Raw genomic sequence first — 25,361 nt, 5'->3', positions numbered from 1 at the left:
GAAATCAGGCGATACGGTGTTTCAGATAAACCTCGCACACAGGTTTTACGACTGCTGCGTCCGATCGCGGCCCGAGCCGAACGCAGCCTCGCAAGCTCGACAGCTGCTAAGGGCATCAGGCTTGCGTTTGCCTATTGCTTCGCGCTGAACACGCTCTGACTGAAGGAGAGTTACATGTTGAGGATCAGCCAATACCTGCGTGCACTGGCCGGCCAGTCGCCTGCGCCGAGAACCAGTCCACCGGGCAGTAATCGGGCGCCGGTGGTGATCTGGAACTTGCTCAGACGCTGCAACCTGACCTGCAAACATTGCTACGCCACCTCGGCCGACAGTGTCTTTCGCGACGAACTGGATACGGCCGCCGCGCTGACCGTGATCGACGACCTGCACGATGCCGGGGTCAAGGTGTTGATTCTTTCCGGTGGCGAGCCGCTGTTGCGCGAGGATCTGTTTGTGCTCAGTGCCTACGCCCGGACCAAGGGTTTCTTTGTGGCCTTGTCCACCAACGGCACACTGATCGATGAGCAGAACATCGCGCAGATCAGCGCGGCGAATTTCGACTACGTCGGGATCAGCATCGATGGCCTGGAGCCCACCCATGACGCCTTCCGCCAACTCAAAGGCAGCTTCGCCCGCTCCATGCAGGCGATCCGGCTCTGTCGCGAACAGGGCATTCGCGTTGGCCTGCGCACCACCCTGACCCAGGAGAACCATCAACAACTGCCCCAACTGCTGGCGCTGATGCGCGAGTACGACGTGCAAAAGTTTTACCTGTCGCACCTCAACTACAGCGGGCGCGGTAAACGCAGCCGCAAACTCGACGCGCACCAGCAGATGAGCCGCGAGGCCATGACGTTGATCTTTGAGCGCGCCTGGGAAGACATCCAACAGGGCCGCGACAGCGACTTTGTCAGCGGCAACAACGATGCCGACGCCATTTTGCTTCTGCAATGGGCAGGCCTCCGTCTGCCCGAGCAATACCCACGCCTGGAAAACATGCTGCGCGCCTGGGGCGGCAACGCGTCGGGCAGCGGCATTGCCAACATCGACAACACCGGCGAAGTGCACCCGGACACCTACTGGTGGCAGCACTCGGTGGGCAATGTCCGGCGCACGTCGTTTCGCACGCTGTGGCTGGATCAGCCGGATACCTTGCTGCTGCGCCTGCGTGAACACCCCCGCGCCGTCGGCGGTCGTTGCGCGCAATGCCGCTGGTTGCCCATCTGCAACGGCAATACCCGAACTCGCGCCTGGGCCGAGGGAGATCTGTGGGGCCAGGACCCCGGCTGTCATCTCAGCGATGACGAAATCGGTCTGCCGCCATTACCCACCATCCCTTGCATCACCCACTGAATAGCCCGTCCGGCCAACCACCTGACAAAGGTTGGAGCCGGGCAACCTGATGAAGCACTAAGGACGTCCCATGCCTCCATCGATTGCTATACCGGCCTCACTTGAGTCCCCGTTCCGGCCGGGCGAAGTTGCCCTGGTCGGCGCCGGCCCCGGCGACCCACGCCTGCTGACCCTGCGCGCCTGGAGCCTGTTGATGCAGGCCGACGCCGTGGTGTACGACCGGCTGATTAGCCCCGAACTGCTGACCTTGATTCCCCTCACCTGCGCCCGCCATTACGTCGGCAAGGCCAGCGGCTGCCACAGCCTGCCCCAGGAACAGATCAACGAACTGCTGGCCGACCTCGCCGATCAAGGGCAGCGCGTGGTCCGGCTCAAGGGCGGCGACCCGTTCATCTTCGGTCGTGGCGCCGAGGAGCTGGAGTACCTGCTGCAACGCGGTATTGATTGCCAGGTGGTGCCGGGCATCACCGCCGCTTCCGGCTGCAGCGCTTACGCGGGGATACCGTTGACCCACCGCGACCTGGTCAACTCCTGCCGGTTCATCACCGGCCATTTGCAACGCGATGGCGAGTTGTCGCTGCCCTGGAGCAGCCTCGCCGACAGTAGTCAGACGTTGGTGTTTTACATGGGCTTGTCGAACCTGGGGATCATCGCTCAACGCTTGATCGAAGCCGGGCTGTCGGCCGATACACCGGCGGCCTTGATCAGCAACGGCACGCGGCCCGACCAGCACGTCGCCCGTGGCAAGCTGCACCAACTACCGACGCTGGCGCTGGATTGTCCGCCGGGCATTCCGACGCTGACGGTGATCGGCACCGTGGTCGATCTGTTTGCCGCAGAACAGTTGGAATACCCGGCGCGGCTTTACCCGGCCCAAGCACTGCAACGCCACGCCAAGGTGGCGATATGAGGCGCATGCTCCTTGCCCACATTTTATGGGCCAGTGCGGCCCAGGCCGGCGCAACAGTTCCGGCATTTGAACAGGCAGCGGAAAACTATCAGCAGCATTGCCAGAGCTGTCACGGCATTAACCGTCTCGGCGGTGCAGGACCGGCGTTGTTGCCGGAGAGCCTCAGCCGGATCAAACCTGATGAAATCCGCAGCGTGATCCAGAACGGCCGCCCCGCGAGCCAAATGGCCGGGTACGCCACTGTGTTCAGCCCCGCGCAGATCGACGCGCTGGTGGATTACCTTCAGCAACCGCCCGCCACCCCGCCCACCTGGAGCAATGACGACATTCGCGGCAGTCACTCGATGCTCGCGGACCTCAGCAAATTGCCCACCACCCCCCAGCATGGCGCCGACCCTCTGAACCTGTTCGTGGTGGTGGAAGCCGGCGACCATCACATCGACATCCTCGACGGTGACCGCTTTGAAGTGCTGGCGCGGTTTGCTTCGCACTTCGCCGTGCATGGCGGGCCGAAGTTCTCGCCGGACGGACGCTTCGTCTACTTCGCCTCCCGTGACGGCTGGATCAGCCTGTATGACTTGCACAACCTGAAGTTGATCGCCGAGGTCCGCGCCGGGCTCAACACCCGCAACCTGGCGGTGAGCAAGGATGGACGCTGGGTGCTGGTGGGCAATTATTTGCCCGGCAATCTTGTAGTGCTCGATGCCCGCGATCTGTCGCTGGTCAAAACCATTCCCGCCGTCGGTCAGGACGGCACCGAGTCACGGGTCAGCGCGGTCTACTCCGCCCCGCCGCGGGACAGCTTCATCGTGGCGCTCAAGGACGTGAAGGAAGTCTGGGAACTGTCCTGGGCTGGCACACCGGATTTCGAACCACGGCGGATCCCGGCCGGGGACTTTCTCGACGATTTCTCTTTTTCACCGGACTACAAACAGCTACTGGCCACATCGCGCAAAGCCCAGGGCGGTCAAGTGATCGACCTCGACAGCGGCAAGGTGGTAACCGACATCCCGCTGCCGGGCATGCCGCATCTGGGCTCGGGGACTTATTGGAAACGCAACGGCGAGTGGGTGTTCGCCACGCCGAATATCAGCAAGGGGCTGATCTCGGTCATCGACTTCAAGACCTGGAAACTGATCAAGGAAATCCCGACCCTGGGGCCGGGTTTCTTCATGCGCAGTCACGTCAACTCACGGTATGCCTGGAGCGACGTGTTCTTCGGGCCCGACAACGATGCGATCCACCTGATCGACAAACAGACCCTGGAGATCGCCCACACGTTACGCCCGATGCCCGGCAAAACCGCCGCTCACGTTGAGTTCACCCGCGACGGTCGTTACCTGCTGCTGAGCATCTGGGCCACCGACGGTGCACTGATTGTGTACGACAGCGACACCCTCAAGGAGATCAAACGTATTCCGATGAACAAGCCTTCGGGCAAGTACAACGTGGGGAACAAGATTGAGTTTGCCGAGGGGACTTCGCACTAGGTCTCCTGCCCTCATGCCCATCCCTGTAGCAGCTGTCGAAGGCTGCGTTCGGCTGCGCAGCAGTCGCAAAATCAAACGCTGCGGTGTGTCAGGTTTACCGAGGATGCAGGATTTACGACTGCTTCGCAGCCGAACGCAGCCTTCGGCAGCTGCTACGGACCGCGGAGCGGCTTCAGCTCAAGGTGTGATGATCGTTCCCGGCGGGACCGGTTCCTGTTGCTTTGCTTTGGCTTTGGCTTTGGCTTTTGATCTTGATCTGCCCCGTCGGAAGGCCGAGCGCAGGTCCTGCGCAGTGGGCACCGCGGCAAGGATGCCGCGGTAGCCGCCCCCGGCCATGGATGGCCGATGGCGGCGGGCCCACGGAGCAGGACCGGAACGAGGGCATGCCGAGCCCAGGCGAGGCACCGTACGTCAGGGGCGAAAGCGTTTGGTTACTTGGCGCTTCTCCAAGTGACCCGCCGTAAGGGCGGAACCAATAGCCGCCGTGACCGCAGCAACGGATATGTACCCCGAACGGACTTCAGCCCAAGGTGTAACCGTTATCAACCTTCCAGTCCTGCCCGTAAACACCCCGAGCCCCCTGCGATAACTGAAACAGAATCACATTAGCCACCGCCGAAGCATCAAGAAAATGACCCGGCAACAGACGTTTACCAAGGGTGTCGGCAACATCGCCAAGCTGCCCCTCGCTCAACCCCAAGTGATCCCACATCGAGGTAGCCGTCGGCCCCGGCGAGACCAGATTAATGCGCACATCAAAGCTCGCAAATTCCACCGCCAGCGTCCGCGCCTGAGCCGCGAGCGCAGCCTTGCTGGCAATGCACGCAGCCAACCCCGGAAAGCTCGAACCGGTCAGAAAACTCCCGACAAACACCACCGAAGCCGGGCTCGCCAATTCACCCCGCAACGCCGCCAGCGTATTCAACGCCCCGGCACCGTTGACCGCCCACTGGCGCTGAAAGGCCTGCATATCCAGGCTGTCAGCCATTTCGGCAATCCCCGCGTTGGGCACCAGATAGTCCACGGGGCCAATCGCCGCAGCGCGCTCGGCCAGCTCGCGCAGGTCTTGCTGGCTCGTGACATCCCCGGCAAACCACTGCAATCGCTCGCCGTAGATCTGCTGCAACGGCGGCAGTTCACCCAGGGTCCGTGACATCGCCAGCACCTTGACGCCGCGCGGTAACAGCGCGGCGCACAGTGCCAGGCCAATCCCGGAGCTCGCACCCGTGACCACCGCCAAACGATCCTGAAACTCGGTTTTCATCATTTACTCCTGGGCATCACGGATGCCAAGCACTGGGGACATAGCGAGCCCCTATCTTTGAGCAGATGAAGAAATACCGACTTGACGGCGATCAGATTTTCTCGACGGCGTCAGTGTTGCTGCAACAGCGCCGGAGTGATCTCGCTGAACCGCAACAAGCGACCGCCCTGTTCAGCGGCAAGCTTTTCAGCGGCCTCGCGACTGGAGAACGACGCCAGCACCACGCCCATGGCGCCTTTGAGTTGGGTGCCGACCACGTAAAACGCGTCTTTGGCATCGATCAGGTGGGCGTCATCCGGCGCGTTCCACGGGCTGCGGCCCATGTCGTGGACATACAGTTTTGCATTGCCATGATGATTTTCCGGCTGCAACCACCAACCGATCATTTCTGCCGTGGAGCAGAACTTCTTGACCCCGTTCGGCTCGACGACTTCGCCCTTGGGTCCGGGGAATCCGTTGATGATCATCCCGCAGACATGGCATTCATCACTGGGATGAAAGGCTGCGGCCGCATTGCTGTAGGTGGCTTGCGCCGGGTTGTCACAGGCCGTCAGAAACAGGCACATCATCAGGCCCCCCACCGCGCGCATCGTCGTCAGATAAAACGTATTCATCGTCAACTGCTCCTAAAAACCAAAGTGAAAATTCATGTCGCCCGGCGACGAAACAACAGCCAGGCCGAGCCCAATGGCGCCGCCACCCACAGCGACAGGCACAGCCAGAGCATCGAGCCCGGCATCGGCAAATCGCTGCCCAGGGTCAGCACACCCGCGGTACTGGCGCCGGGCTCAAAACCGGAGAGATTGATTAAGCGATAGATGTCGGCCGGATTGAGCAGCAGCAACCAGGGCAGCACTTTCGGGTTGAACTGCCCTTCGCTGAGCACCAACAGCGCCAGCAGTGCCAGGTCGAACACCAGCACGAAGAAGAACCAGACGCCCAGCGCCAGCCCGGCCGCCGTGGACTTCTCGGCGGACACACTGCTCAGCACATAGGCCAGCCCCAGAAACCCCCAACCCAGCAGCGTCGACGACAGCATGAAACGGCCAAACGCCCAGAGCAGCAGGCTCAGTTCGACATCGTCGACCAGCACCGCAATCGCCAACATCGCGCAGCCGAAACCGATCAGTGTCGCCAGCGCCAAGATCAACCCGTGGCCGACAAACTTGCCCAGCAGAATCTGCCCGCGACCCAAGGGGTACGTCAGCAACAACAGCAACGTGCCGCTCTCGTCCTCACCGACGATGGCGTCATAGGCCAACAGCAACGCAATCAACGGCATCAAAAACGTCGCCAGACTGGCGAGGCTGGCGATGGTGGCCGGCACCGAGGTGAAACCCAATTGCCCAGAGGCCGCAGCGCCCAACCAGGCGATGCCGATGGCCAGCACCGCGAACAACACACTGATTGCCAACAACCAGCGATTACGCAAACCGTCACTGAATTCCTTGCGGGCCATGTTCCAGACAGCGTTCATACGGCCTCCCCGATCGGCGTCGCAGCGGCCCGGCTCATGTAGTAGCGGTAAATATCTTCCAGAGACGGCTGATGGATTTCCACGTCAGCCGGTTCGTCTTCATTGAGCAGTTGGCGCAACAGCCCAAGCTTGCTGCCATTGAGCGCGGCCACTTCAAGCCCTTCGACGCCCCAACGTTCGGTGACGTGCCCGGCGTTGTTCCAGCGTTGCTGCAAAGGCCCGGCGTGCTTCAGGCCGTTGGCGCGAATCAGCGTCGGCAACCCGGCTTCCTCACGCAAACTGCGCAGACTGCCGAGGGCCAACAGGCGACCCTGGGTCAGAATCGCTGCACGGTTGATATGCGCTTCGACGCCCGGCAACACGTGGGAGCAGAGAATGATGCTGGTGCCCTGGCTGCGCAGGCGATCGAGCAGCCGATACAGGTCCTGGGTCGCGATGGGATCGAGGCCGACCGTCGGTTCGTCGAGCAACAACAAACGCGGCTCGCCGAGCAGCGCTTGCGCCAGCCCCAGGCGCTGGCGCATGCCCTTGGAGTAGGTCTTGACCCGCCGATACGCCGCACCGGCCAGGCCGACCTCCTCCAGCAGTACGTCCACCTGAGCGGACGCGGCGCCTTTGAGTCGCGCGAAATGGCGCAAGGTCTCAACACCGCTCAGCTGCGGGTAAAACGTCACGTTCTCCGGCAGATAACCAAGCAGGCGCCGCACGTGGGGATCGCTGGGCAAACGGCCGAACACCCTGACCTGCCCTTCGCTGGGCTGGAGCAGGCCAAGCACCAGTTTCATGCTGGTGGTCTTGCCCGCGCCGTTGTGCCCGAACAAGCCCAGCACTTCCCCTTCCGCCAGGCTGAGGTTGAGCTTATGTAACACCGTGGCGTGCCCATAACGCTGGCTGACGCCTTCGATATCGATGACGTTCATGAGGTGGGCTCCTGGGTCAGGGTTTGAGTGGATGACTTCATCAGCGGATGGCTGTCCAGCACCCCCGGCGATTTCATCACCGGAAAGGCCCGTTGCACCCAGCGCAGCAACTCGATGCCGGGGCTGTTCATCAACAGCCGCACCTGCGGGTATAGCCACAGCAGTCGGTCGACGTTGTCATTGGGTTCGTAGGCGATATCGCCGAGGCCATCGTTGTTGCGGTCCCAGCCCAGGTAATCGCTCCAGTAGTTGCCCCGGCCATCCGCTGACCATTCCTGCAAGCGGGTGGCGACGTACTTGACCTGCCGCTGGTTGCCAACAAAAGCGTTGTCGGCGATGCGGTTATCTTCCGAGCCCGCGGTGAGATGGATGCCCACGGCGCTGTGCTCGAAGTGGTTGTGTTCGATGCTGTTGAACAGCGAGTTGTAGATGAACAACGCCTTGCCCTCGGCGCCGCTGATCATGCTGTCGCCGGTCGAGCCGTCGCGCACGTCAGTGACGAAGTTGTCACGCAAGGTTGAATAGGTGATGTAGTTCATCAGGATCCCGTAGTTCTGATCCTGTTCGGAGCGATTGCCGATCACCGTGAGCTTGCGGCTTTGCATCAAGGCGTAGCCGGTGCGGGTGCGGCGGGTGGTGTTGCCGATCAGCTGGTTATCGTTGGCGAACATGTAATGCACGCCGTAGCGCAAGTCTTCCAGGGTATTGCCTTGCAGCAGGTTGCCGTTGGAGGTGTCGATGTAGATGCCATCGCGGGTGTCGCGCACCTGATTGCCAATGACCCTGGCGCCATGCACGGCATACAGATGAATACCGTTGCCGCGATCCTGGGAGCGCATCGCGGGATCACCCTGAATGCGGTTGTCGATCAGGCTCACATCCGCAGTGCCATCGACCCAGATACCGAAACCCTGACCTTGCAGGCGATTGCCTTTAATCACCGCACCATGGGCCTTTGGCTGGATGAACACTGCCGCGTTCATGGCCGTGAGGTCGTGCCCCCAGTCCAGAAAGGTGCAGCCCTCGATGCCGACATCCGGCGCCCTGATGATCAAACCGTTGCCCTGCCCCTCGCCCTGAAATACCGCACCCGGCTCGCAGACAATCTGCATCGGTTGATCGACGCTGAACGAGCCACGGTATTCCCCTGCCGGCAGGTGCCAGCGTTGATCGGCGTCCACCGTCAACGGCAACGTGGTGATGGGTTGCACCGCCAGCGCACTGCCGGACAGCAGCAGGAGCGCAAGCGCAAGCGTAATGACCTTCACCGGGTTTCCCTTGCTATCAGTCATTACTTCGCTCCTGTCGATGGGCAACGGTCAGGCTTTCTCGACCTTCATGCGGCCGACCATTTCCATGTGCAGCGCATGGCAGAACCAGCTGCAGTAGTACCAATGCAGGCCAGCCTTGTCGGCGATGAAGGTGATCGATGAGGTCTGCTGCGGGCTGATTTCCATGCTGACGCCATGGTTGGTCATCACGAAGCCGTGGGTCACGTCTTCAATCTGGTCGATGTTGGTGATGGTCACCGTGACCTCGTTGCCCTGTTTCACCGTGAATTCCGGCAGGCCGTAGGCCGGGGCCATCGAGGTCATGTAGACGCGGACTTTGTTACCGTCGCGGATGACCTTGTTGTCGGTTTCCAGCTTGATGCCGTCCTTTGCGGCGATGACCACGGTTTCGGCGAAAAACGGGTCGTTGCGGTCCCAGATCTTCTTGGTCTTGATCTGGTCACGACGGGCCATGACGCAATCATGGGGTTCGGCGAAGGCCGGGCCGTCGTGCACCAGTTTCATTTCCTCGCCAGAGATATCGATCAACTGATCGTTTTCCGGATGCAGCGGGCCGGTCGGCAGGAAGCGGTCCTTGGAAAACTTGCTGAGCACCATCAGCCATTGGCCGTCGGCCTCACGGGTTTCGGTCAGCGAGGCATGGTTGTGGCCTGGCTGGTACTGCACATCGAGTTTCTGCTTGATGTAGTTGACCTTCTCGCCGGTGTAAGCACGGATGGCCTCCTCCACGTTCCACTTCACCACCTGGCTGTCGATGAACAAGGTGGTGTAGGCATTACCGCGGCCGTCGTAGGTGGTGTGCAGCGGGCCCAGACCCAGTTCCGGCTCGCCGACCACCGCGTCACGCGGGTCCTTGAGTTTGTCGTCGAACAGATCATCCAGTTTCGCAGTGGCGATGATCGTACAAGTGGGCGAGAGTTTGCCGGCGGCAATGAAGTACTTGCCATCGGGCGTCATATTGATGCCGTGTGGGTTCTTCGGCACTGGGATGTAGCGGGTGAACTCGCTGTCCTTGCCGTCGTTTTTACGGCCGTCGACCACCGGCACCTTGGAGTCGCCCACGGTGATGAACTTGCCGGCCTTGATCGCCGCTTCAACGCGTTGAATGTTGAACACCACCACCCAATCGCGCTCATTGCGCATCATGCCGCCCAGGTCGTAGGCCTTCTCCGAGTTGTAGCAGGTAGAAGCCGCGTACTTGCCGGTGTAATCGGCGTCGGTGTTATCGAGGTTGCCGTCAACGATGACCTGGAAGGCCATCTCCATTTTCTCGGCATCGATGGCGTTGAACATGGTGTAGCTGTTCTTGTCCTGCAGGTCGAAGGTGCTGCCGTCATTGGGGTGCGGAATCACGAATTCGGCATTGGCGAACACGTATTTTGTGTGCGGCACTTTTTGCAGGCGTAGCCCGTGAACGGCCTGCACATTGGGCACGGTGAGCATCTTGTCGCACTTCATGATGTCCAGACGGATGCGCGCAACGCGGCTGTTGGCCTTGTCGTTAATGAACAGGTATTTGCCGTCGTACTTGCCGTCAGTCATGGACAAATGCGGGTGGTGGCAGTCGCCATTCTGGAAATGGGCGCTGTCGCCCATGATACGTTTGCTTTCGTTGGTCAGGCCCCAGCCGGTGGCGGAATCGACGTTGAACACCGGAATACGCAACAACTCACGCATCGATGGAATGCCCATGATCCGCACTTCCCCCTGATGGCCGCCACTCCAGAAACCATAGTACTGGTCCAATTCGCCCGGCCCGACGTGGGTTTTCAATTGCGCGTCCTTGGCCGCTGCCGCCCATGTCTCACGGGTGAAGACCGCGCCACCAATGGCCGTGGCGCCGGCCAGTACCGCACCGGTCACCGCGCTGGTGCCCAGGAAGCCGCGACGACTGAGGCCGGTCGGTTCCGGCACTTCAGTGGTCTTTTTGGATTCTGTGTCGTTCATCAGGTGTTTTCCTTGAAGGGATAAAAACGGTCACTGCGGACGGGCGCTCGCGGGGTTCATTCCAGAGCGGTCACTTCCACGACAGGTATCAGTTGCACAGCGGCGGGTGCCGGTTTGCCGCGCTTCTTGCGCTTGTTGATCAGCGGCGGGCACTTGTTGTCGTTCTGGTAAGTCATCTGGCAATCGAGGCAGTAGTGGCACTCGTTGGCATTGATCCGGCCATCGGGATGAATCGCCTGGATCTCGCATTCCTTGGCGCACAGTTGGCAGGGCGTGCCGCAGTCCTTGCGGCGTTTGAGCCAGTCGAACAGGCGCAGTTTGGTCGGAATCGCCAGCGCCGCACCCAAGGGGCAGATGTAGCGGCAATAGACTTTGCGCGTGAAGAGGTTGATGACCAGCAGCGACACCGCGTAGAGCACGAACCACCACTGGCGGTCGAACCGGAGGGTGATGGCGGTCTTGAACGGTTCCACTTCGGCGAACAGTTCGGCGGTGGACATCGACTCCAGGGAGATGCCGAACAGCAGCAGCAAAATGATGTATTTGATCGCCCACAAGCGCTCATGCACTGCGAACGGCAATTCGTATTGGGGGATTTTCAGCTTGCGCGCGGCTTCGTTGATCAACTCTTGCAAGGCGCCAAACGGACACAGCCAGCCGCAGAACACGCCACGCCCCCACAGCAGAATGCTCGCCGCAGCGAAGACCCAGAGCATGAAGATCAGCGGATCGGTGAGAAACAGCTCCCAGCGAAAGTGCTCGAACAGCGCATGCACAAAGGTCAGGACATTGACCACCGACAGTTGCCCCAGGGCATACCAACCGAGAAACACCACGGTAAAGACCAGGTAACCCCGACGCAGCCAGTGCAGAAAATGTGGGCGGCGGGTGAATTTGTCCTGCAAAAACAGGATCGCCGTCAGCAGCAGCAACGCGGTCCCGAGTACGCCGATCTGGAAGTGTTTCTGGTACCAGATGGTCAACCACATTGGCCGACCGGCTTCCTCGATGGCGGCCAGTTCTTCGGCGCTGGGCAGTGGCCGTTCAAGGTACGGCTCGGGCAGTTGATAAGGCAGTTCGAAGCTGCTGAACGTGCCACTGACCGGCCCGGTCTGACGACGCACCAGCAACTCCAGGGACCAGGGCGATCCCGGATCGAACTTCGCCGGTTCGCGCACAATGAAAATCGACATCTCAGTGAATTCCGGCATGCCCTTGGCAAACACGTCGGAGAGCCGTTGATGGTCCATGTCGCGAAAGCTGATGACATTCCCGAACTGGCGCAATTGCACCCGATCGAAAATCCCGCCGCGCACATACCCCGAGCCCTTATAGGAAAACAGCCCACGACCCAGCACCGCGATGGCCTGCTCGCCGGGCTTGAGGTCTTGCATGAGGAATCGATATTGGTTGTCGCCCAGCAGCGCACGGCCGATGGTCGGCGGATTCAGGTCGGCGGTGTACAGCTCGATAAAGGTCTCATCAACCTGATCGGCGGGGGCATTGTCGAGGCCTTCAGCTTCGGTACCCTTGAAGGCGGCATCGACCTGGCCACGGGTCAGGTTCAAGCGGCGGACTGCGCCGTTGCCGGTCAGTTGTTCCCAGGTGGCGGGCTCGAAATAGTCCTGGCGCACGATGGCGGGCTTGCGCGCCACACCGGCCGAGTCCTCGATCAGTTTCAGCGATACGGCCACTTCGTGGGCGGCGCGCATGATGACCTCGTTGACCACCATGGCCGTGACGGTAGCCCCTGCAATCGCATCGACGGTGACCGCGTTCGGGTCACTGGAATGGCCGACGACGACCCGCTGGCTGACCTTGATGCCTTTGTATTTGGCGCTGAAGCCGTGAAGTTTTGCCTCAGGGATGCCTATCAGCAGAATCGGCTCGTGGTGTTCCAGCACATAGGCATCCTGAATCATGCCGGTCGTGTCGAGAATCACTTGGGTGTTGATCGGTTTGCCCGAGTAGGCCGGAATATCCACCACGTCCAGGCTCTGGAACACATAACCGATGACCTTGCCGGCGGCGGACAGTGTGCGCACCTTGAACCGGCCTTCGGGGGCGGAAACGGAATCGGTCTGAGGGAAGGTTTTCTCGATGCGCTGCTGCTCGATGTCGCCGTACTGCTTGGCTTGCACCACCTCGAAGGTGGCGAGCATCAGTGTCAGCATGACCACCAGCCCGACGCCCCAGGCGCGCAGGTTGCCGTGTATTGAAGGCTGATGGATTGTCATGGGTTCGCTGATTTCAAAAGGGCTTTCGGTCATGTTAGGGAGCGTTGCGCCCCCTGCCCTTGATTGAAATCAACTTGAGAAAATACCCCCGAAGACAAGCTCCAGGGTAATACCGATCAGCCAAGCCACACGCAAACCTTGTAGCAGCTGGCGAAGCCTGCGTTCGGCTGCGTAGCAGTCGTGAAACCTGAACACGAGGTCTTCCTGAGACGCCGCGTCGCCTGATTTTACGACTGCTGCGCAGCCGAACGGGGATAAATCCCCTCGCCACAAGGCAGCTACAAAGAGCGTGTTTTGCCTCTCAAACCGTGCGTGAAAACTGCCCTTTTTGCTCACCACCCAGATAGGCGTCAAACGCCATCGCGGCACTGCGCATCATCAAATGCCCTTGTGGCAACAGCACCAGTTCGTCGCGGTGAATCTGTAGTAATCCATCGCGCACATGCTCACCCAGCTGGGCCAGCGCCTCGGCAAAATACTCGGTGAAGCGAATGCCATGCCTCGCCTCATACTTGTCGAACGCAATACGGCCATGGCACATCAGGTCGCTGATCACCTCGCGGCGCAGCAGGTCGTCGGCGTTCAAGCGATAACCCCGATGCACTGGCAACAACCCTTGATCGATACGGGCGTAGTACTGCGAAAGCTCCTTGACGCTCTGGCTGTAGCTGTCGCCAACCTTGCCGATCGACGACACCCCAAGGCCGATCAGATCGCAGTCGGCATGGGTGGAATAGCCCTGAAAGTTACGCTGCAGGGTGCCATTGGTCCGGGCCAGCGCCAGTTCGTCATCCGGCAAGGCGAAATGGTCCATGCCGATATAGACGTAACCGGCCTCGGACAGACGGCGGATGGTCAGCTCGAGCAGTTCCAGCTTGCGCTCCGGCGGCGGCATGTCGGCGGGGCGAATCAGCCGTTGCGCGCGGACCATCTCCGGCAAATGCGCGTAGCTGTAGGCGGCAATCCGGTCCGGACGCAGCGCGATGATCTTGCTGAGGGTGACGTCGAAACTCTGCACGGTTTGCAGGGGCAGACCGTAGATAAGGTCGACGCTGATTGACTTGAATTGCGCCTCGCGCGCCGCAGCGACCAGCGCATAAATCTGCTCTTCACTTTGCAGGCGATTGACCGCGGCCTGCACGTCAGGGTCGAAATCCTGCACGCCGAAGCTCAGGCGATTGAAGCCCAACTGGCGCAACGACTGAATCTGCTCGGTGCTGATGGTCCGTGGGTCGACCTCGATGGAGAACTCATGGTCATCGCTGTCATCCATGTTGAACGCCTGGTGCAGGCAGTCCATCAGGTCCGCCAGCTGCTCGCTGGTCAAATAGGTCGGCGTGCCGCCCCCCAGGTGCAACTGAGTGAGTTTGCGGGTGTTGTCGAACAAGGCCGCCTGCATCGCGATTTCACGCTTGAGGTACTTCAGGTACTCGACGGCGCGATGGGTTTTCTGGGTAATGATTTTGTTGCAGGCGCAGTAGTAACAAAGGCTTTTGCAGAACGGAATGTGGATGTACACCGACAACGGTTTCGGCGCGGCCACCTGATTGCTGTCACGGGCGGCACGCTGATAGTCGTCCACGGCAAAGGCCTGATGAAACTGCGGCGCCGTGGGGTAAGAGGTATAGCGCGGCCCCGGGCGGTCGTACTTTTCGACCAGGGCGCGATTGAAATCAAATGTCGTGTTCATGATCGATCAACTCGCAATGGGCCCGCCCAAATCCTTTTCAAACAGGTTGCAGATGGCATCCACTTCCGGCCGACCGGCGGGAAGAATGCTGATGAAACGGTCTGACAATTCAATCAACCCGTCCCGGCTCAATTGCTCCAGCAACGGCCAGACGGCGGAGAAGTACTTTGAAAAAACCAGCCCATAGCGCCGCTCGATGGCGCGGATATCCAGTTCCTGATCACAGGCCAGACGCTCCATGACCATCTGCCTGATCTGATCCCCCGCCTCGAAGCGCCAGCCTCGACACGTTGGCAATTGCCGCATGTCCAGTTGCTGCTGATAGCGTTCAATCTCGTCGGTATTTTGCGTGTACAAATCGTCGATCTGGCTGATGGCGCCCAAACCGAATCCGACATGATCGCAATAGCCGTGACGGGAGAAACCCTCACAGGTACGGCGCAACCGGCCGCGCTCCTGGGCGACCGCCAAATCATCATCGGGCCGGACAAACTGCCCCAGACCGATGTAGTGATAACCCGCGCAAAGCAGTTGATCAAAGCAGATCTGGCGCATCGCGCCTTTATCGTCCTGGCTGCACAGCGCTCTGACTTTGTCACCGAGCACCGGCCGATAGCGCCGTGGTGGCCGGGCATAGTCGAACACCATGAGCCGGTCCGGTTCCAGCTCGATAATGCTCGCCAGCTTCAGCGCAAAACTGTCTGGCGTCTGCCAGGCATGGCCAAAACCCAGATCGACGTTAATGGATCGAAAGCCAAAGGTGCGCGCGGCATCCATGAGCGATTGGATCGGCGCCGGGTTCTGGTAGCAGGCCACCGACCTGTCACAGTCGGCGTCGATATCCGGAACGCCGATGCTGACGTGGTTGAATCCCTGGTCGCGCAACAACCCCATGGTCGACCAGTCGGTATGGTGAAGGTCCACCTCGACGCTGTAGTCACCGCCTTCATGTTCAAGAAAGTTGAACCGGCCACGCAGATGACTCATCAGCCGCTCCAGATGGGCAGGCGCGGGTGTTCCGCCCCCCAGATGAAACTGCTCGACCCGTTGCTCTGCACCGAGGTGACAACCGACGAGGTCGATTTCCCGCTCCAGGTGCTGAAGGCACTGCTCGATACCGTTGTATTCGCTGGCGATATCACGTGGGGCACAGGAAGACGGCTTGAGGCTGGAAGGCAGTTGCACGTTCAGGGACAGCGGACGGCACTTCTGGCGGCTGACGCGCAGTGCACGAAGCAGATCCAGAGAGCCAATACCGTCATGAAATTTTTGCGTGTCGGCATGACAGTTAGGGTCAAGCACGCCTTGATCGCACCGAGCGATCTCGCCTGGGTTGTGAAATAAATCGAGCATGACGGTCTCCGAGACTGGCTGCGGACTTTCAGTCTCCGGGTTTGACCATCAATGCTCCTTGATTTGTATCAAGCGCAAGCCAAGTGTTTGCACTACGGACCACCGGTCAGCCCCGATTACCACGTCAGGTAAAACATGCCCTTGGCCAGCAGCACGATAACGACCATGTGGCAGAACAGGCTGGTATGGATGAAGTGCAGGTATCGCGGGCTCATTCGGCCGCTTTTGAACAACAACATGGCGCCCAGGAAATGCAGCAGCACGCTCACGGCCACCGCGATTTTCAACGCCAGCAATGTGCCGAACGATGAGGCCAGTGGTGAGGCAAGGGCTGGCAAGTAGCGCAACCAGACCATGCCCAGCCCCGCACCGAACAACACCAGCAGCACCCACGGCATCAGCGAGCGGGCTCGGCGGCCGATACCCTGCTCTACCAGCAGCATCACCCTGGCGGGTAACTGTTTGCGAATGCTTTCCAGGAACAGGACTTCGAAGAACACCGTGCCGATGAAGATCAGCGCGGCAAACAGGTGCAAGGTCAGAATCAGCGGATAGATCATGGTGTTTTCGCCTTGGGTCAAGGCAACCCGCGCTACGGCGAACATTGGGGTGAGCGCACTGGCTGTCGGTCTCTTTAGACTACAGAGCCCGCTTGGCGATGCGGTTGACACTGATCAAGAAAGCCGTAAAACCCCCAAGCCCCGTTCAGTGCCCGCGAATGTAATGCTCCAGTTGCCGAATCAAATCCGCCTGCTCAACGATAGCTTCCTTGACCAGATCCCCAATCGATAACAGCCCCATCAGTTCACCGCCCTCCATCACTGGCAAATGACGCAGATGGCTGTCAGTCATAACCGCCATGCAACGCTCAATACTCTGCTGACTATCAGCGGTCACCACCGGCGCGCTCATGATGTCGCGCACCGGCGTACCGACCGAAGAGCGCCCCTGCAGCACGACCTTGCGCGCATAGTCGCGCTCGCTGATCACGCCGACCACCTGCCCGTCTTCGATGACAGGCAGCGCGCCAACATTCTTCTCGGCCATCAACTTCAGCGCTTCAAGAACCATTTGGTCCGGCGCGATGCTGTGAACGTGTTGGTTTTGCACGACCTTGAGTTTCAGTAGCTGTGCGGCTGTTTTCATACGTGCACCCCGACTTGCACCGCGCCAGCATTCAAGCGCACAGGCCAGACACGCAGTCGCTGTTGCGGGTACTCCAGGCAGCTGCCGTCCTCAAGACGGAAATGCTGTTTGTAGATCGGCGATGCAACGACCAGATCCCCCTTGATGCTGCCCACCAACCCGCGACCGATCACGTTAGCCCCGGATTGCGGGTCATGGTTGTCGATGGCGTAAAGGGTCTTGCCGTGAACATTCGGCAGGTAGAACAACGCCACTTGCGCGCCATCGAGCCAGACGACGACACCGGAATTGCTGACCAGATCCTGTTGCTCGCACACCGTTTGCCAGGCCTCGGTGTTTTCCAGGGAATCGATGCGTTGGGTATTGAACTGGCTCATCAGGCAATCTCCTCGATAACAGGGATAAGGTTGAGTTCGGCGGCCATGATCGGGCGCCGCTGGCCGCGTTCCTGGACAAAATGGATATCCGGGTCCGGGCGTTTATCGTTGACGAAGGTACGGAACCGCTTGAGTTTTTCCGGGTCTTTGAGGGCGTTGGCCCACTCGCACTCATAGCGGTTGACCACCAGTTGCATCTGCGATTCGAGCTCTTCACCCAGCCCGAGGCTGTCGTTGATGATCACGTCCTTGAGGTAATCGAGGCCGCCCTCCAGGCTTTCGCGCCACACCGAGGTACGCTGCAATTTGTCAGCGGTGCGGATGTAGAACATCAGGAAACGGTCGATGTAGCGGATCAGGGTCGCATCGTCGAGGTCGGTGGCGAACAGCTCGGCGTGACGTGGGCGCATGCCGCCGTTGCCGGCGATGTAAAGGTTCCAGCCTTTCTCGGTGGCGATCACGCCAACGTCTTTGCTCTGGGCCTCGGCGCATTCCCGGGTGCAACCGGACACCGCGAATTTGAGCTTGTGCGGCGAGCGCAGGCCCTTGTAGCGGTCCTCGATGGTCAAGGCCATTTGCACGCTGTCTTGCACGCCGTAACGGCACCAGGTGCTGCCGACGCAAGACTTCACCGTACGGGTTGACTTGCCGTAGGCATGCCCGGTTTCGAAACCAGCTTCAATCAGCTCGGCCCAGATGTCCGGCAATTCATGCAACTGCGCGCCAAACAGGTCGATACGCTGGCCGCCGGTGATTTTGGTGTAGAGGTCGTATTTCTTCGCCACCACACCGATCGCGATCAGTTTGTCGGCGGTGATCTCGCCACCGGGGATACGTGGCACCACCGAATAGGTGCCGTTTTTCTGCATGTTGGCCATGAAGGTGTCGTTGGTGTCCTGCAGCGGCACCAGTGACGCGTCCATGATCGGCTGGTTCCAGCACGACGCGAGGATCGAGCCCACCGCCGGTTTGCACACGTCGCAACCGGTGTGGCCACGGCCATGCTTGGCCAGCAGTTCTTCGAAGGTGATCACCCCTTCTACCCGCACCAGCGCATAAAGCTCCTGACGGGTATAGGCGAAGTGTTCGCACAGGCTCTTGTCGACGCTGACGCCACGGGCAATCAACTCATGTTCGAAAACCTGCTTGAGCAGCCCGGCACAACCACCGCAACCGGTGCAGGCTTTGGTCTGCGACTTGAGCAGGCCGAGGTCGGTGCAGCCACCGTCGATGGCCGAGCAAATGGAGCCCTTCGTGACGTTGTGGCACGAGCACACCGTGGCCGATTCGGGCAACGCGCCTGGGCCCAGAGTCGGTGCGCCTTCGGACGACGGCAGAATCAGGCTGGCGGGTTCCGCCGGCAGCGCAATCGCGTTCTGCATGTATTGCAGCAGCGTGTCGTAATAGCTGTTGTCACCCACCAGCACCGCACCGAGTACGTGCTTGCCGGTCGCGTCCACCACCAGGCGACGATAGCTGGCGGTGGTTTCGTCGATGAACTGATAGCTGCGCGCGCCCGGTGTGCTGCCATGCGCATCGCCGATGGAGCCGACATCGACACCCAGCAGTTTGAGCTTGGTCGACATGTCCGCGCCCATGAACGGCTCGGCGGTTTCGTTGCACAACAATGCGGCAACACCGCGCGCCATTTGGTAACCCGGGGCGACCAGGCCAAAAATACTGCCATTCCACGCGGCACACTCGCCGATGGCGTAGATGTTTGGATCGCTGCTTTGGCATTGGTCGTCAATCACCACACCGCCGCGCGGGCCGACTTCCAGCGAGCATTGACGGGCCAGTGCGTCTTGCGCACGGATACCGGCGGAGAACACGATCAGGTCGGTTTCCAGAAATTCGTCATTGGCGAAGTTCATCCGGTAGCGGTATTCCTCGCCTGCGCTGATCGATTGCGTGCCGCGCGACAGGTGCACACCAACGCCGAGCCGCTCGATCTGCGCCTTGAGCGCCAGGCCACCGTATTCGTCCAGCTGCACCGGCATCAGGCGCGGTGCGAATTCCACCACATGGGCTTCCAGCCCCAGGGTTTTCAGGGCGTTGGCCGCTTCCAGGCCCAGCAAGCCACCACCGACCACCACACCGCGTCGGGCGTTGCTTGCCGCGGCACGTATGGCGTCGAGGTCTTCAAGGGTGCGATACACCAGGCGCGAATCGCCCTCGGCGCCTTCGATCGGTGGCACAAACGGATAGGACCCGGTGGCCAGCACCAATTTGTCGTAAGAGACACAGCCTTGCGCGGTGATCACCTGGCGGCGGGCGCGGTCGATTTCCAGGACCGGCACCCCCAGATGCAGGGTGACGCCCGGGGTCTGGTACAGCGAGGCTTCACCAAGGGCCAGCGACTCGGCATCACGGCCGGAGAAATACTCGGAAAGGTGCACGCGGTCGTAGGCACGCATCGGCTCCTCGCTGAACACGTGCAGCCGATAGTGATCAAGGGCACCGCGTTCGATCAGCTGTTCGACACAATGATGTCCGACCATGCCATTGCCGATCACGATCAGCGTTTGCAGCTTGTTCAAAGTGGCAACATTGGAATTCATAAGAGACACCCGTCGATAGCTGTTCAAAAAGCAAAAAAAAACGCCTGAAACCTTACGGTTCCAGGCGTCTTTGCCTGTTCGTTTACGGTGCCAGGTCAGGCATCTATGCCGGATCCACCGATGTTGCCCGCGACCTGTTCGGCCAATCGATCGTCGTTGACCGAGGGGGCTGCCCACTCGACTGCATTCACAGTGGGCCTGAACAGTGTCTTGCAGACTTTGTGCCAGTTGGCCATTGGCGGCATTTGCGCAGTTAAATAGGGACCACGGGGGCCCATGAACGCTCGATATTTGCCTTCGCATAGTGCAGAAGGGTGTTGCGCAGCCTTATAAAAGTGCACGAAGGCTATACCGTTCCGGATCAGAATAGTCGTCCAGCAATCGCGTGCCTTCTTGAGTGCGCGGCAGTTTGGGCAGGCTACGCTCCACTGCTGTCGCGATGAATGCGCGCCCATTCTTCCTATCCTTTTACGCACACCACCTGACGCAAGGTGTGCAGCACTTCCACCAACTCGCGCTGGGCGTGCATGACGTGGTCGATGTTTTTGTAGGCCATTGGAATTTCATCGATGACGGCAGCATCCTTGCGGCACTCCACGTGGGCGGTGGCACGGATCTGGTCTTCGACGGTAAACAGGCTTTTCGCTTTGGTTCGACTCATGGTGCGGCCGACGCCGTGGCTGCAGGAGCAGAATGAATCCTCGTTACCCAGCCCGCGGACGATGAAGCTTTTGGCGCCCATCGATCCCGGAATAATCCCCAACTCGCCCTTCTTGGCCGACACCGCGCCTTTGCGGGTGACCAGAATATCCTGACCGAAATGCCGCTCTTTCTGCACGTAGTTGTGGTGGCAGTTCACCGCTTCCAGCGCCACCTCAAAAGGCTTGCTGATCACTTTTCGTGTCGCCTGAATCACCGCTTGCATCATCAATGCACGGTTCTGCCTGGCAAAGTCCTGGGCCCAGCCGACTGCTTCGACGTAGTCATCGAAGTGCCGGCTGCCCTCTTTAAAGTAAGCCAGGTCACGGTCCGGCAGATTGGCGAGGTGCTGACGCATATCCGCCTGAGCCATTTGAATGAACAGGTTGCCGATAGCGTTGCCGACGCCACGGGAACCGCTGTGCAGCATGAACCAGACCCGGTTGGTTTCATCCAGGCACACTTCGATGAAGTGATTTCCGCTGCCCAACGTGCCCAAGTGCCCACGGTTGTTGGTGTTGGCGAGCTTCGGGTACCTGTCGGTGATCGCCTTGAACCTCGAATCCAGTGCCGCCCAGGCCCGGTCCGCCTGATGCGGAACGCTGTCCCAGGCACCCTTGTCCCGACCGCCGCGCCCACTGGTGCGGCCATGGGGCACCGCCTTCTCGATCGCGCAACGCAAGCCATGCAGGTTGTCCGGCAAATCACTGGCGGTCAGCGACGTGCACGCGGCGATCATCCCGCAACCAATATCCACCCCAACAGCGGCCGGAATGATCGCGCCGACCGTGGGAATCACACTGCCGATGGTCGACCCGTTGCCCAGGTGTACGTCGGGCATCACCGCCAGATGCTTGAAGATGAACGGCATCTTGGCGGTGTTTATCAATTGCCGTCTGGCTTCGTGTTCTACCGGGACGCCTTCGGTCCAGAGCTTGATCGGTTTGCCGTTGACGACTTCCAGCAGTTGGGAGGTAGCTGCTTGCATGACTTCGACTCTTTTCGATTGGTCGACTGTTCGACGTTGTTCTGGTGCCTGAGGTGAAAAAGGTCAGTGCAATTACATCACCGGTCGCCGGTTGAGAAAGGTATAGCAGCCGACGCGCCAGCTTTGATTGTCCTACTTTGCGACAGCCACTCCCTGAAAATCATCTACCACAGCGCCACGGTATAGCTGACGATCACGCGATTCTCATCCAGGTCATTACCGAAGTTCGAACGCACTGACGCGTTGCGCCATTTAAGGCCGAGCCCTTTCAAGGTACCGTCCTGCACCACGTAAGCGATATCGGTGTTGCGCTCCCATTCCTTGCCTTCACCCGGCGCAGTGCGTTGCACATTGTCGCCAGAGATGTAGCGGGTCATGAAGGTCAACCCCGGCACACCGAGCGCGACAAACTTGTAGTCGTAGCGCGCCTGCCAGGAATGTTCGTCGATGTTGGCGAAGTCACCGATCTGCACGAAGTTGACCAAGTACGGATCGCTGCGCCCGATATACGGAAACGGATCGTCGCCGCTCATGCGCTGATAGCCGAAACCCAGCGCATGGCCGCCCAGGCTATAGGTGAACAACGCGCCAAAGGCCTGGTTGTCGATATCACGAAAATTGCCGTCTTCGGTACTGCGCGCATAGCGTACGTCGCTCTTTAGCGACTGGCCGGCGCCCAGGTCCAGCAAGTGCACAAACCCGAGGTAATTTTGCTGGTAGATGTTTTCCAGCTGGCCGTAGCGGTATTGCGCAGTCAGGTTTGGCAGGAACTGATAGTCGGCCCCGGCAAACTGAAACTTATCGCTTAGCCCGCCAATGCGGTTGGCGGTCATGTCCTGATAGTCGGTGGAGTCGACAAAGTTGATCTGTGTGAGTTGACCGGCCGTGAGCTTCAAACGATCGATTTCCTGCACATTCACCAGGCCGCCCTTGAACGTACTCGGCAACAGACGGGTATCGTTGGAATTCACCACCGGGTCCTTGATCTGCAACGTCCCGAACTTCAGGGTGCTGTTGGACACGCGCATTTTGCCGGTCAGGCCTAACTCGCCGTAGCGATCCTGTGAGCCGCCGGACAAATCCGGCGGCAACAGATTGGTACCCGCCGTACCGCCACCGGAGTCCAGCTTGAAACCGGCCATGCCCAAAACATCCAGGCCGAAACCGAACGTGCCAGCGGTGTAACCCGACTCCATTCGCAACAGAAAACCCTGCGCCCATTCCTCGGCCTTGTCGCGCGAACCGTCCTGACGAAAATCACGGTTGAAGTAGAAGTTGCGCGCTTCCAGGCTGCCTTTACTGTCCGCCACAAAGTCCGCCTGTGCGGCCGGCGCGCAGAGCAGACTCAGGCCGAGCAATGTACCAACCGGGGCGCACCCATTGAACGGGCGGGTGCGACCCGTTTTTGAAGGCACGTGGACAGTCATGATTTTTCCCATGGAAGAGGTTCCTGCGGTAGCAAGCGAAGATGACGGACACGCCTCATTGTTTTTTTGTGAAGGCGTTGTCGTGGGGGGCGGACGCAGCGGCCTGCGCCGTGGTGCGGATTCTTCGTGTCGGGGCAGAACGGCGTCAAACGGGAAAAAGACGAGGTTATGCATAAGAAAATTTGATGCCCGCGATGGCGGACTCTGGAGTAACAATTGCAAATCGCCCCTTCATTACAAGAACCACAAGCGCCAAGGGAACCGCCATGAACCTCAAATTCCTCGAAACCTTCGTCTGGGTCGCCCGCCTGCAAAGCTTCAGCCTGACCGCCGAGAAAATGTTTAGCACTCAGGCTGCGATCTCCAGCCGGATCGCCGCACTGGAAGATGAGTTGGGTCTGCGACTGTTCGTGCGCGATTCACGCGGGGTATCGCTGACGCCCGAAGGTCTCAAGGTGCTCGACTACGCCGAGCAAATGCTCGAGGTTCAGCGCGCACTGAAACACTCGCTGGACAACACCAGCCCGCAGCAGGGGCTGGTGCGCATCGGCGTGATGGATACGGTGATCCACACCTGGCTCAGCCCATTGATGTCGACCCTGATGCAGACCTTCCCTGCGGTGGAAATCGAGATCACTGCCGATGCCGCACGCAATCTCTGCGAGCAACTGCAAAAGGGCTATCTGGACATCGTTTTCCAGACGGACCTGATCCGCCACGAAAGCGTGCGCAACCTCGAACTGGCGCACTACCCTATGCACTGGATCGCCGCCAGCAACTCGATCTACGCCCGGCCTTATGCCTCGCTCACCGAGATGGCCGGTGAGCGCATCATCACCTTCGTCAAACACTCACGACCGCATCAGGATGTGCTCAACCTATTGCACGCCCATGGCATCGGCGCACCACGCGTCAGTTGCGTCAACTCGGTGTCGGCCATGACCCGACTGATTCGTGACGGCTTCGGTATTGGCGCCTTGCCGGCGGCCTTGGTGGCCAAACCCCTGGCCAGCGGCGAGCTGATCCAGCTGGATCCCGGCAGTCGATTGCCGCAACTGGATGTCGTGGCCTCGTGGCGCGCGGGGGTCGGACTGGAACTGATCGAGAACATCGTCGAGATGAGCCGCCAGGTGGTCTGCCAATACGCGGCAGATGTCGGTCCGTTACTCATGGTGGCGGCACCGGGCCTCGACAGCCGACTGCCCCTTGAATAACTTTTAGTTGTCTGGGGGCAACAACATTCCTAGTTGGACGGCATCACCGTGGTTTTCTAAAAAGGGTCAACGAACCTGCCGAGACACCATGATGAATCAACCCGCCCTGTCCTTCGCACAACTGCAGCGCAGCACTCCTCTCGCCCTGCGCCAAAACATCGCCGCCGGGCACTATCAGGGTCACACCAGCGGCTTGGGCCAAGGCCGGGTGCAAGCCAATATCGTGATTTTGCCCAGTGATTGGGCCAACGAGTTCCTCAGGTATTGCACCCTCAATCGTCAGGCCTGCCCGTTGCTCGACATTACCGAGCCGGGGGATCCGTATTTCCGCAATCTCGGAGCAGCCATTGATATTCGCCACGATGTGCCTCGATACAGGGTCTATCGCCATGGAGAACTGAGCGAAGAACCGCTGGATATCGAGCACCTTTGGCAGGATGACCTGGTGGCGTTCGCCATCGGCTGCTCGTTCTCCTTCGAACAACCGCTGCTGGATGCCGGCATCCCCCTCAAGCACATCGATCTGGGGCGCAATGTCGCCATGTACCAGACCAACATCGACACGCGCCCCACCGCTCGCCTCGGTGGCAAGCTGGTGGTGAGCATGCGACCAATGAAAGCCGTTGACGCCATCCAGGCCATTCAAATCACCGCGCGCATGCCCAACGTCCACGGCGCCCCCGTGCACATCGGTGATCCGTCTCTGATCGGCATCCACGCGCTCAACACCCCGGACTACGGCGATACCGTCCCCATTGAAGCTAATGAAATACCGGTGTTCTGGGCGTGCGGTGTGACGCCTCAATCAGTGGTGCAGGCCTCACGTCCGCCACTGTGCATCACCCATGCCCCCGGGTGCATGCTGGTGACGGATTTGTACAACAGTGCTTTGTAAAAGCGTGGGTGTGCGGCAATGGAACGACACCCTCCGTAGCAGCTGTCGAGCTTGCGAGGCTGCGTTCGGCTGCGAAGCAGTCGTGAAATCAGACAATGCGGTGTTTCAGGAAGACCGCAAG

Annotated in this window: 20 protein-coding genes; 5 read left to right on the top strand and 15 right to left on the bottom strand. The window is 60.0% G+C overall.

Annotation, left to right across the window (positions count from 1 at the left end; translation table 11 throughout):
* Positions 1 to 174 precede the first annotated feature (174 nt).
* The 3 genes from nirJ to MO767_RS29650 all read left to right on the top strand — a co-directional run bounded on the left by nirJ (position 175) and on the right by MO767_RS29650 (position 3,753).
* Entirely contained in the window at positions 175 to 1,353 is a 1,179-nt protein-coding gene (nirJ, locus tag MO767_RS29660; protein ID WP_282483424.1) for a heme d1 biosynthesis radical SAM protein NirJ, read from the top strand.
* 70 nt (positions 1,354 to 1,423) lie between these two features.
* The gene (gene cobA / locus MO767_RS29655) at positions 1,424 to 2,263 is read left to right on the top strand and encodes a uroporphyrinogen-III C-methyltransferase (RefSeq protein ID WP_282483423.1); all 840 of its coding nucleotides are present in this window, start codon (positions 1,424 to 1,426) and stop codon (positions 2,261 to 2,263) included.
* A complete protein-coding gene (locus MO767_RS29650) occupies positions 2,260 to 3,753 on the top strand; it encodes a nitrite reductase (protein WP_282483422.1) in 1,494 nt (497 codons plus the stop codon). The genes cobA and MO767_RS29650 overlap by 4 nt, the downstream gene beginning before the upstream one ends.
* Positions 3,754 to 4,273: 520 nt before the next feature.
* On the opposite strand, the gene MO767_RS29645 is transcribed toward MO767_RS29650, so the two are convergent.
* From MO767_RS29645 to MO767_RS29575, 15 genes are all read right to left on the bottom strand, one after another.
* Entirely contained in the window at positions 4,274 to 5,017 is a 744-nt protein-coding gene (locus MO767_RS29645; RefSeq protein ID WP_282483421.1) for an SDR family oxidoreductase, read from the bottom strand.
* Positions 5,018 to 5,127: 110 nt separating this feature from the next.
* Entirely contained in the window at positions 5,128 to 5,631 is a 504-nt protein-coding gene (locus MO767_RS29640) for a nitrous oxide reductase accessory protein NosL (protein ID WP_282483420.1), read from the bottom strand.
* A gap of 32 nt (positions 5,632 to 5,663) precedes the next feature.
* Positions 5,664 to 6,494 (bottom strand): ABC transporter permease subunit, encoded by an 831-nt coding sequence (locus MO767_RS29635; protein ID WP_282483419.1) that lies wholly within the window; start codon positions 6,492 to 6,494, stop codon positions 5,664 to 5,666.
* Positions 6,491 to 7,414 (bottom strand): ABC transporter ATP-binding protein, encoded by a 924-nt coding sequence (locus tag MO767_RS29630; protein ID WP_282483418.1) that lies wholly within the window; start codon positions 7,412 to 7,414, stop codon positions 6,491 to 6,493. The genes MO767_RS29635 and MO767_RS29630 overlap by 4 nt, the downstream gene beginning before the upstream one ends.
* Complete coding sequence (locus MO767_RS29625) at positions 7,411 to 8,706, bottom strand: nitrous oxide reductase family maturation protein NosD (protein ID WP_282483417.1); 1,296 nt, start codon at positions 8,704 to 8,706, stop codon at positions 7,411 to 7,413. Before MO767_RS29625 ends, MO767_RS29630 begins: the two co-directional genes overlap by 4 nt.
* 27 nt (positions 8,707 to 8,733) lie before the next feature.
* Complete coding sequence (nosZ, locus tag MO767_RS29620; protein WP_282483416.1) at positions 8,734 to 10,653, bottom strand: TAT-dependent nitrous-oxide reductase; 1,920 nt, start codon at positions 10,651 to 10,653, stop codon at positions 8,734 to 8,736.
* A gap of 56 nt (positions 10,654 to 10,709) precedes the next feature.
* Positions 10,710 to 12,923 carry a NosR/NirI family protein gene (locus MO767_RS29615; protein ID WP_282483415.1) on the bottom strand — a complete coding sequence of 738 codons (2,214 nt, stop codon included), beginning with the start codon at positions 12,921 to 12,923 and terminating at the stop codon, positions 10,710 to 10,712.
* Between the two features lie 268 nt (positions 12,924 to 13,191).
* Positions 13,192 to 14,580: an oxygen-independent coproporphyrinogen III oxidase gene (hemN, locus tag MO767_RS29610; RefSeq protein ID WP_282483414.1), complete on the bottom strand. Its 1,389-nt coding sequence runs from the start codon at positions 14,578 to 14,580 to the stop codon at positions 13,192 to 13,194.
* Between the two features lie 6 nt (positions 14,581 to 14,586).
* On the bottom strand, positions 14,587 to 15,933 hold the full coding sequence (locus MO767_RS29605; protein WP_282483413.1) for a coproporphyrinogen III oxidase: 1,347 nt from the start codon (positions 15,931 to 15,933) through the stop codon (positions 14,587 to 14,589).
* A gap of 116 nt (positions 15,934 to 16,049) precedes the next feature.
* On the bottom strand, positions 16,050 to 16,493 hold the full coding sequence (locus MO767_RS29600; RefSeq protein WP_282483426.1) for a hypothetical protein: 444 nt from the start codon (positions 16,491 to 16,493) through the stop codon (positions 16,050 to 16,052).
* Positions 16,494 to 16,638: 145 nt separating this feature from the next.
* Positions 16,639 to 17,079, bottom strand: coding sequence for a CBS domain-containing protein (locus MO767_RS29595; protein ID WP_282483412.1), 441 nt, complete (start codon positions 17,077 to 17,079; stop codon positions 16,639 to 16,641).
* Positions 17,076 to 17,456 carry a nitrite reductase small subunit NirD gene (gene nirD / locus MO767_RS29590; protein WP_282483411.1) on the bottom strand — a complete coding sequence of 127 codons (381 nt, stop codon included), beginning with the start codon at positions 17,454 to 17,456 and terminating at the stop codon, positions 17,076 to 17,078. The genes MO767_RS29595 and nirD overlap by 4 nt, the downstream gene beginning before the upstream one ends.
* Positions 17,456 to 20,017 carry a nitrite reductase large subunit NirB gene (gene nirB, locus MO767_RS29585; protein ID WP_282483410.1) on the bottom strand — a complete coding sequence of 854 codons (2,562 nt, stop codon included), beginning with the start codon at positions 20,015 to 20,017 and terminating at the stop codon, positions 17,456 to 17,458. The genes nirD and nirB overlap by 1 nt, the downstream gene beginning before the upstream one ends.
* Positions 20,018 to 20,477: 460 nt before the next feature.
* Positions 20,478 to 21,704: an RtcB family protein gene (locus tag MO767_RS29580; protein WP_282483409.1), complete on the bottom strand. Its 1,227-nt coding sequence runs from the start codon at positions 21,702 to 21,704 to the stop codon at positions 20,478 to 20,480.
* 164 nt (positions 21,705 to 21,868) lie between these two features.
* Positions 21,869 to 23,131 carry an OprD family porin gene (locus tag MO767_RS29575; RefSeq protein ID WP_282483408.1) on the bottom strand — a complete coding sequence of 421 codons (1,263 nt, stop codon included), beginning with the start codon at positions 23,129 to 23,131 and terminating at the stop codon, positions 21,869 to 21,871.
* A gap of 266 nt (positions 23,132 to 23,397) precedes the next feature.
* Between MO767_RS29575 and MO767_RS29570 the strand changes: the two genes are divergently transcribed.
* Positions 23,398 to 24,345: a LysR family transcriptional regulator gene (locus tag MO767_RS29570; protein WP_282483407.1), complete on the top strand. Its 948-nt coding sequence runs from the start codon at positions 23,398 to 23,400 to the stop codon at positions 24,343 to 24,345.
* A 91-nt stretch (positions 24,346 to 24,436) separates the two neighbouring features.
* Positions 24,437 to 25,240 (top strand): putative hydro-lyase, encoded by an 804-nt coding sequence (locus MO767_RS29565; protein ID WP_282483425.1) that lies wholly within the window; start codon positions 24,437 to 24,439, stop codon positions 25,238 to 25,240.
* Positions 25,241 to 25,361: the final 121 nt, after the last annotated feature.

It is taken from the genome of Pseudomonas sp. UYIF39, from assembly GCF_029963765.1.
In the GTDB taxonomy this organism is placed as follows: domain Bacteria; phylum Pseudomonadota; class Gammaproteobacteria; order Pseudomonadales; family Pseudomonadaceae; genus Aquipseudomonas.
Note: the sequence above shows the minus strand (reverse complement) of the source record. Positions and strands in the feature narration are given on the sequence as shown.

Excerpts from the sequence above, each read along its gene's own strand:
- MO767_RS29650 (WP_282483422.1), top strand. The coding sequence starts at position 2,260 with ATGAGGCGCATGCTCCTTGCCCACATTTTATGGGCCAGTGCGGCCCAG.
- MO767_RS29565 (WP_282483425.1), top strand. The coding sequence starts at position 24,437 with ATGAATCAACCCGCCCTGTCCTTCGCACAACTGCAGCGCAGCACTCCT.
- MO767_RS29580 (WP_282483409.1), bottom strand. The coding sequence starts at position 21,704 with ATGCAAGCAGCTACCTCCCAACTGCTGGAAGTCGTCAACGGCAAACCG.
- MO767_RS29605 (WP_282483413.1), bottom strand. The coding sequence starts at position 15,933 with ATGCTCGATTTATTTCACAACCCAGGCGAGATCGCTCGGTGCGATCAA.
- nosZ (WP_282483416.1), bottom strand. The coding sequence starts at position 10,653 with ATGAACGACACAGAATCCAAAAAGACCACTGAAGTGCCGGAACCGACC.
- MO767_RS29640 (WP_282483420.1), bottom strand. The coding sequence starts at position 5,631 with ATGAATACGTTTTATCTGACGACGATGCGCGCGGTGGGGGGCCTGATG.
- MO767_RS29595 (WP_282483412.1), bottom strand. The coding sequence starts at position 17,079 with ATGAAAACAGCCGCACAGCTACTGAAACTCAAGGTCGTGCAAAACCAA.
- MO767_RS29630 (WP_282483418.1), bottom strand. The coding sequence starts at position 7,414 with ATGAACGTCATCGATATCGAAGGCGTCAGCCAGCGTTATGGGCACGCC.
- hemN (WP_282483414.1), bottom strand. The coding sequence starts at position 14,580 with ATGAACACGACATTTGATTTCAATCGCGCCCTGGTCGAAAAGTACGAC.
- MO767_RS29600 (WP_282483426.1), bottom strand. The coding sequence starts at position 16,493 with ATGATCTATCCGCTGATTCTGACCTTGCACCTGTTTGCCGCGCTGATC.
- nirD (WP_282483411.1), bottom strand. The coding sequence starts at position 17,456 with ATGAGCCAGTTCAATACCCAACGCATCGATTCCCTGGAAAACACCGAG.
- MO767_RS29635 (WP_282483419.1), bottom strand. The coding sequence starts at position 6,494 with ATGAACGCTGTCTGGAACATGGCCCGCAAGGAATTCAGTGACGGTTTG.
- cobA (WP_282483423.1), top strand. The coding sequence starts at position 1,424 with ATGCCTCCATCGATTGCTATACCGGCCTCACTTGAGTCCCCGTTCCGG.
- MO767_RS29570 (WP_282483407.1), top strand. The coding sequence starts at position 23,398 with ATGAACCTCAAATTCCTCGAAACCTTCGTCTGGGTCGCCCGCCTGCAA.
- MO767_RS29645 (WP_282483421.1), bottom strand. The coding sequence starts at position 5,017 with ATGAAAACCGAGTTTCAGGATCGTTTGGCGGTGGTCACGGGTGCGAGC.
- nirJ (WP_282483424.1), top strand. The coding sequence starts at position 175 with ATGTTGAGGATCAGCCAATACCTGCGTGCACTGGCCGGCCAGTCGCCT.
- nirB (WP_282483410.1), bottom strand. The coding sequence starts at position 20,017 with ATGAATTCCAATGTTGCCACTTTGAACAAGCTGCAAACGCTGATCGTG.
- MO767_RS29575 (WP_282483408.1), bottom strand. The coding sequence starts at position 23,131 with ATGACTGTCCACGTGCCTTCAAAAACGGGTCGCACCCGCCCGTTCAAT.
- MO767_RS29625 (WP_282483417.1), bottom strand. The coding sequence starts at position 8,706 with ATGACTGATAGCAAGGGAAACCCGGTGAAGGTCATTACGCTTGCGCTT.
- MO767_RS29615 (WP_282483415.1), bottom strand. The coding sequence starts at position 12,923 with ATGACCGAAAGCCCTTTTGAAATCAGCGAACCCATGACAATCCATCAG.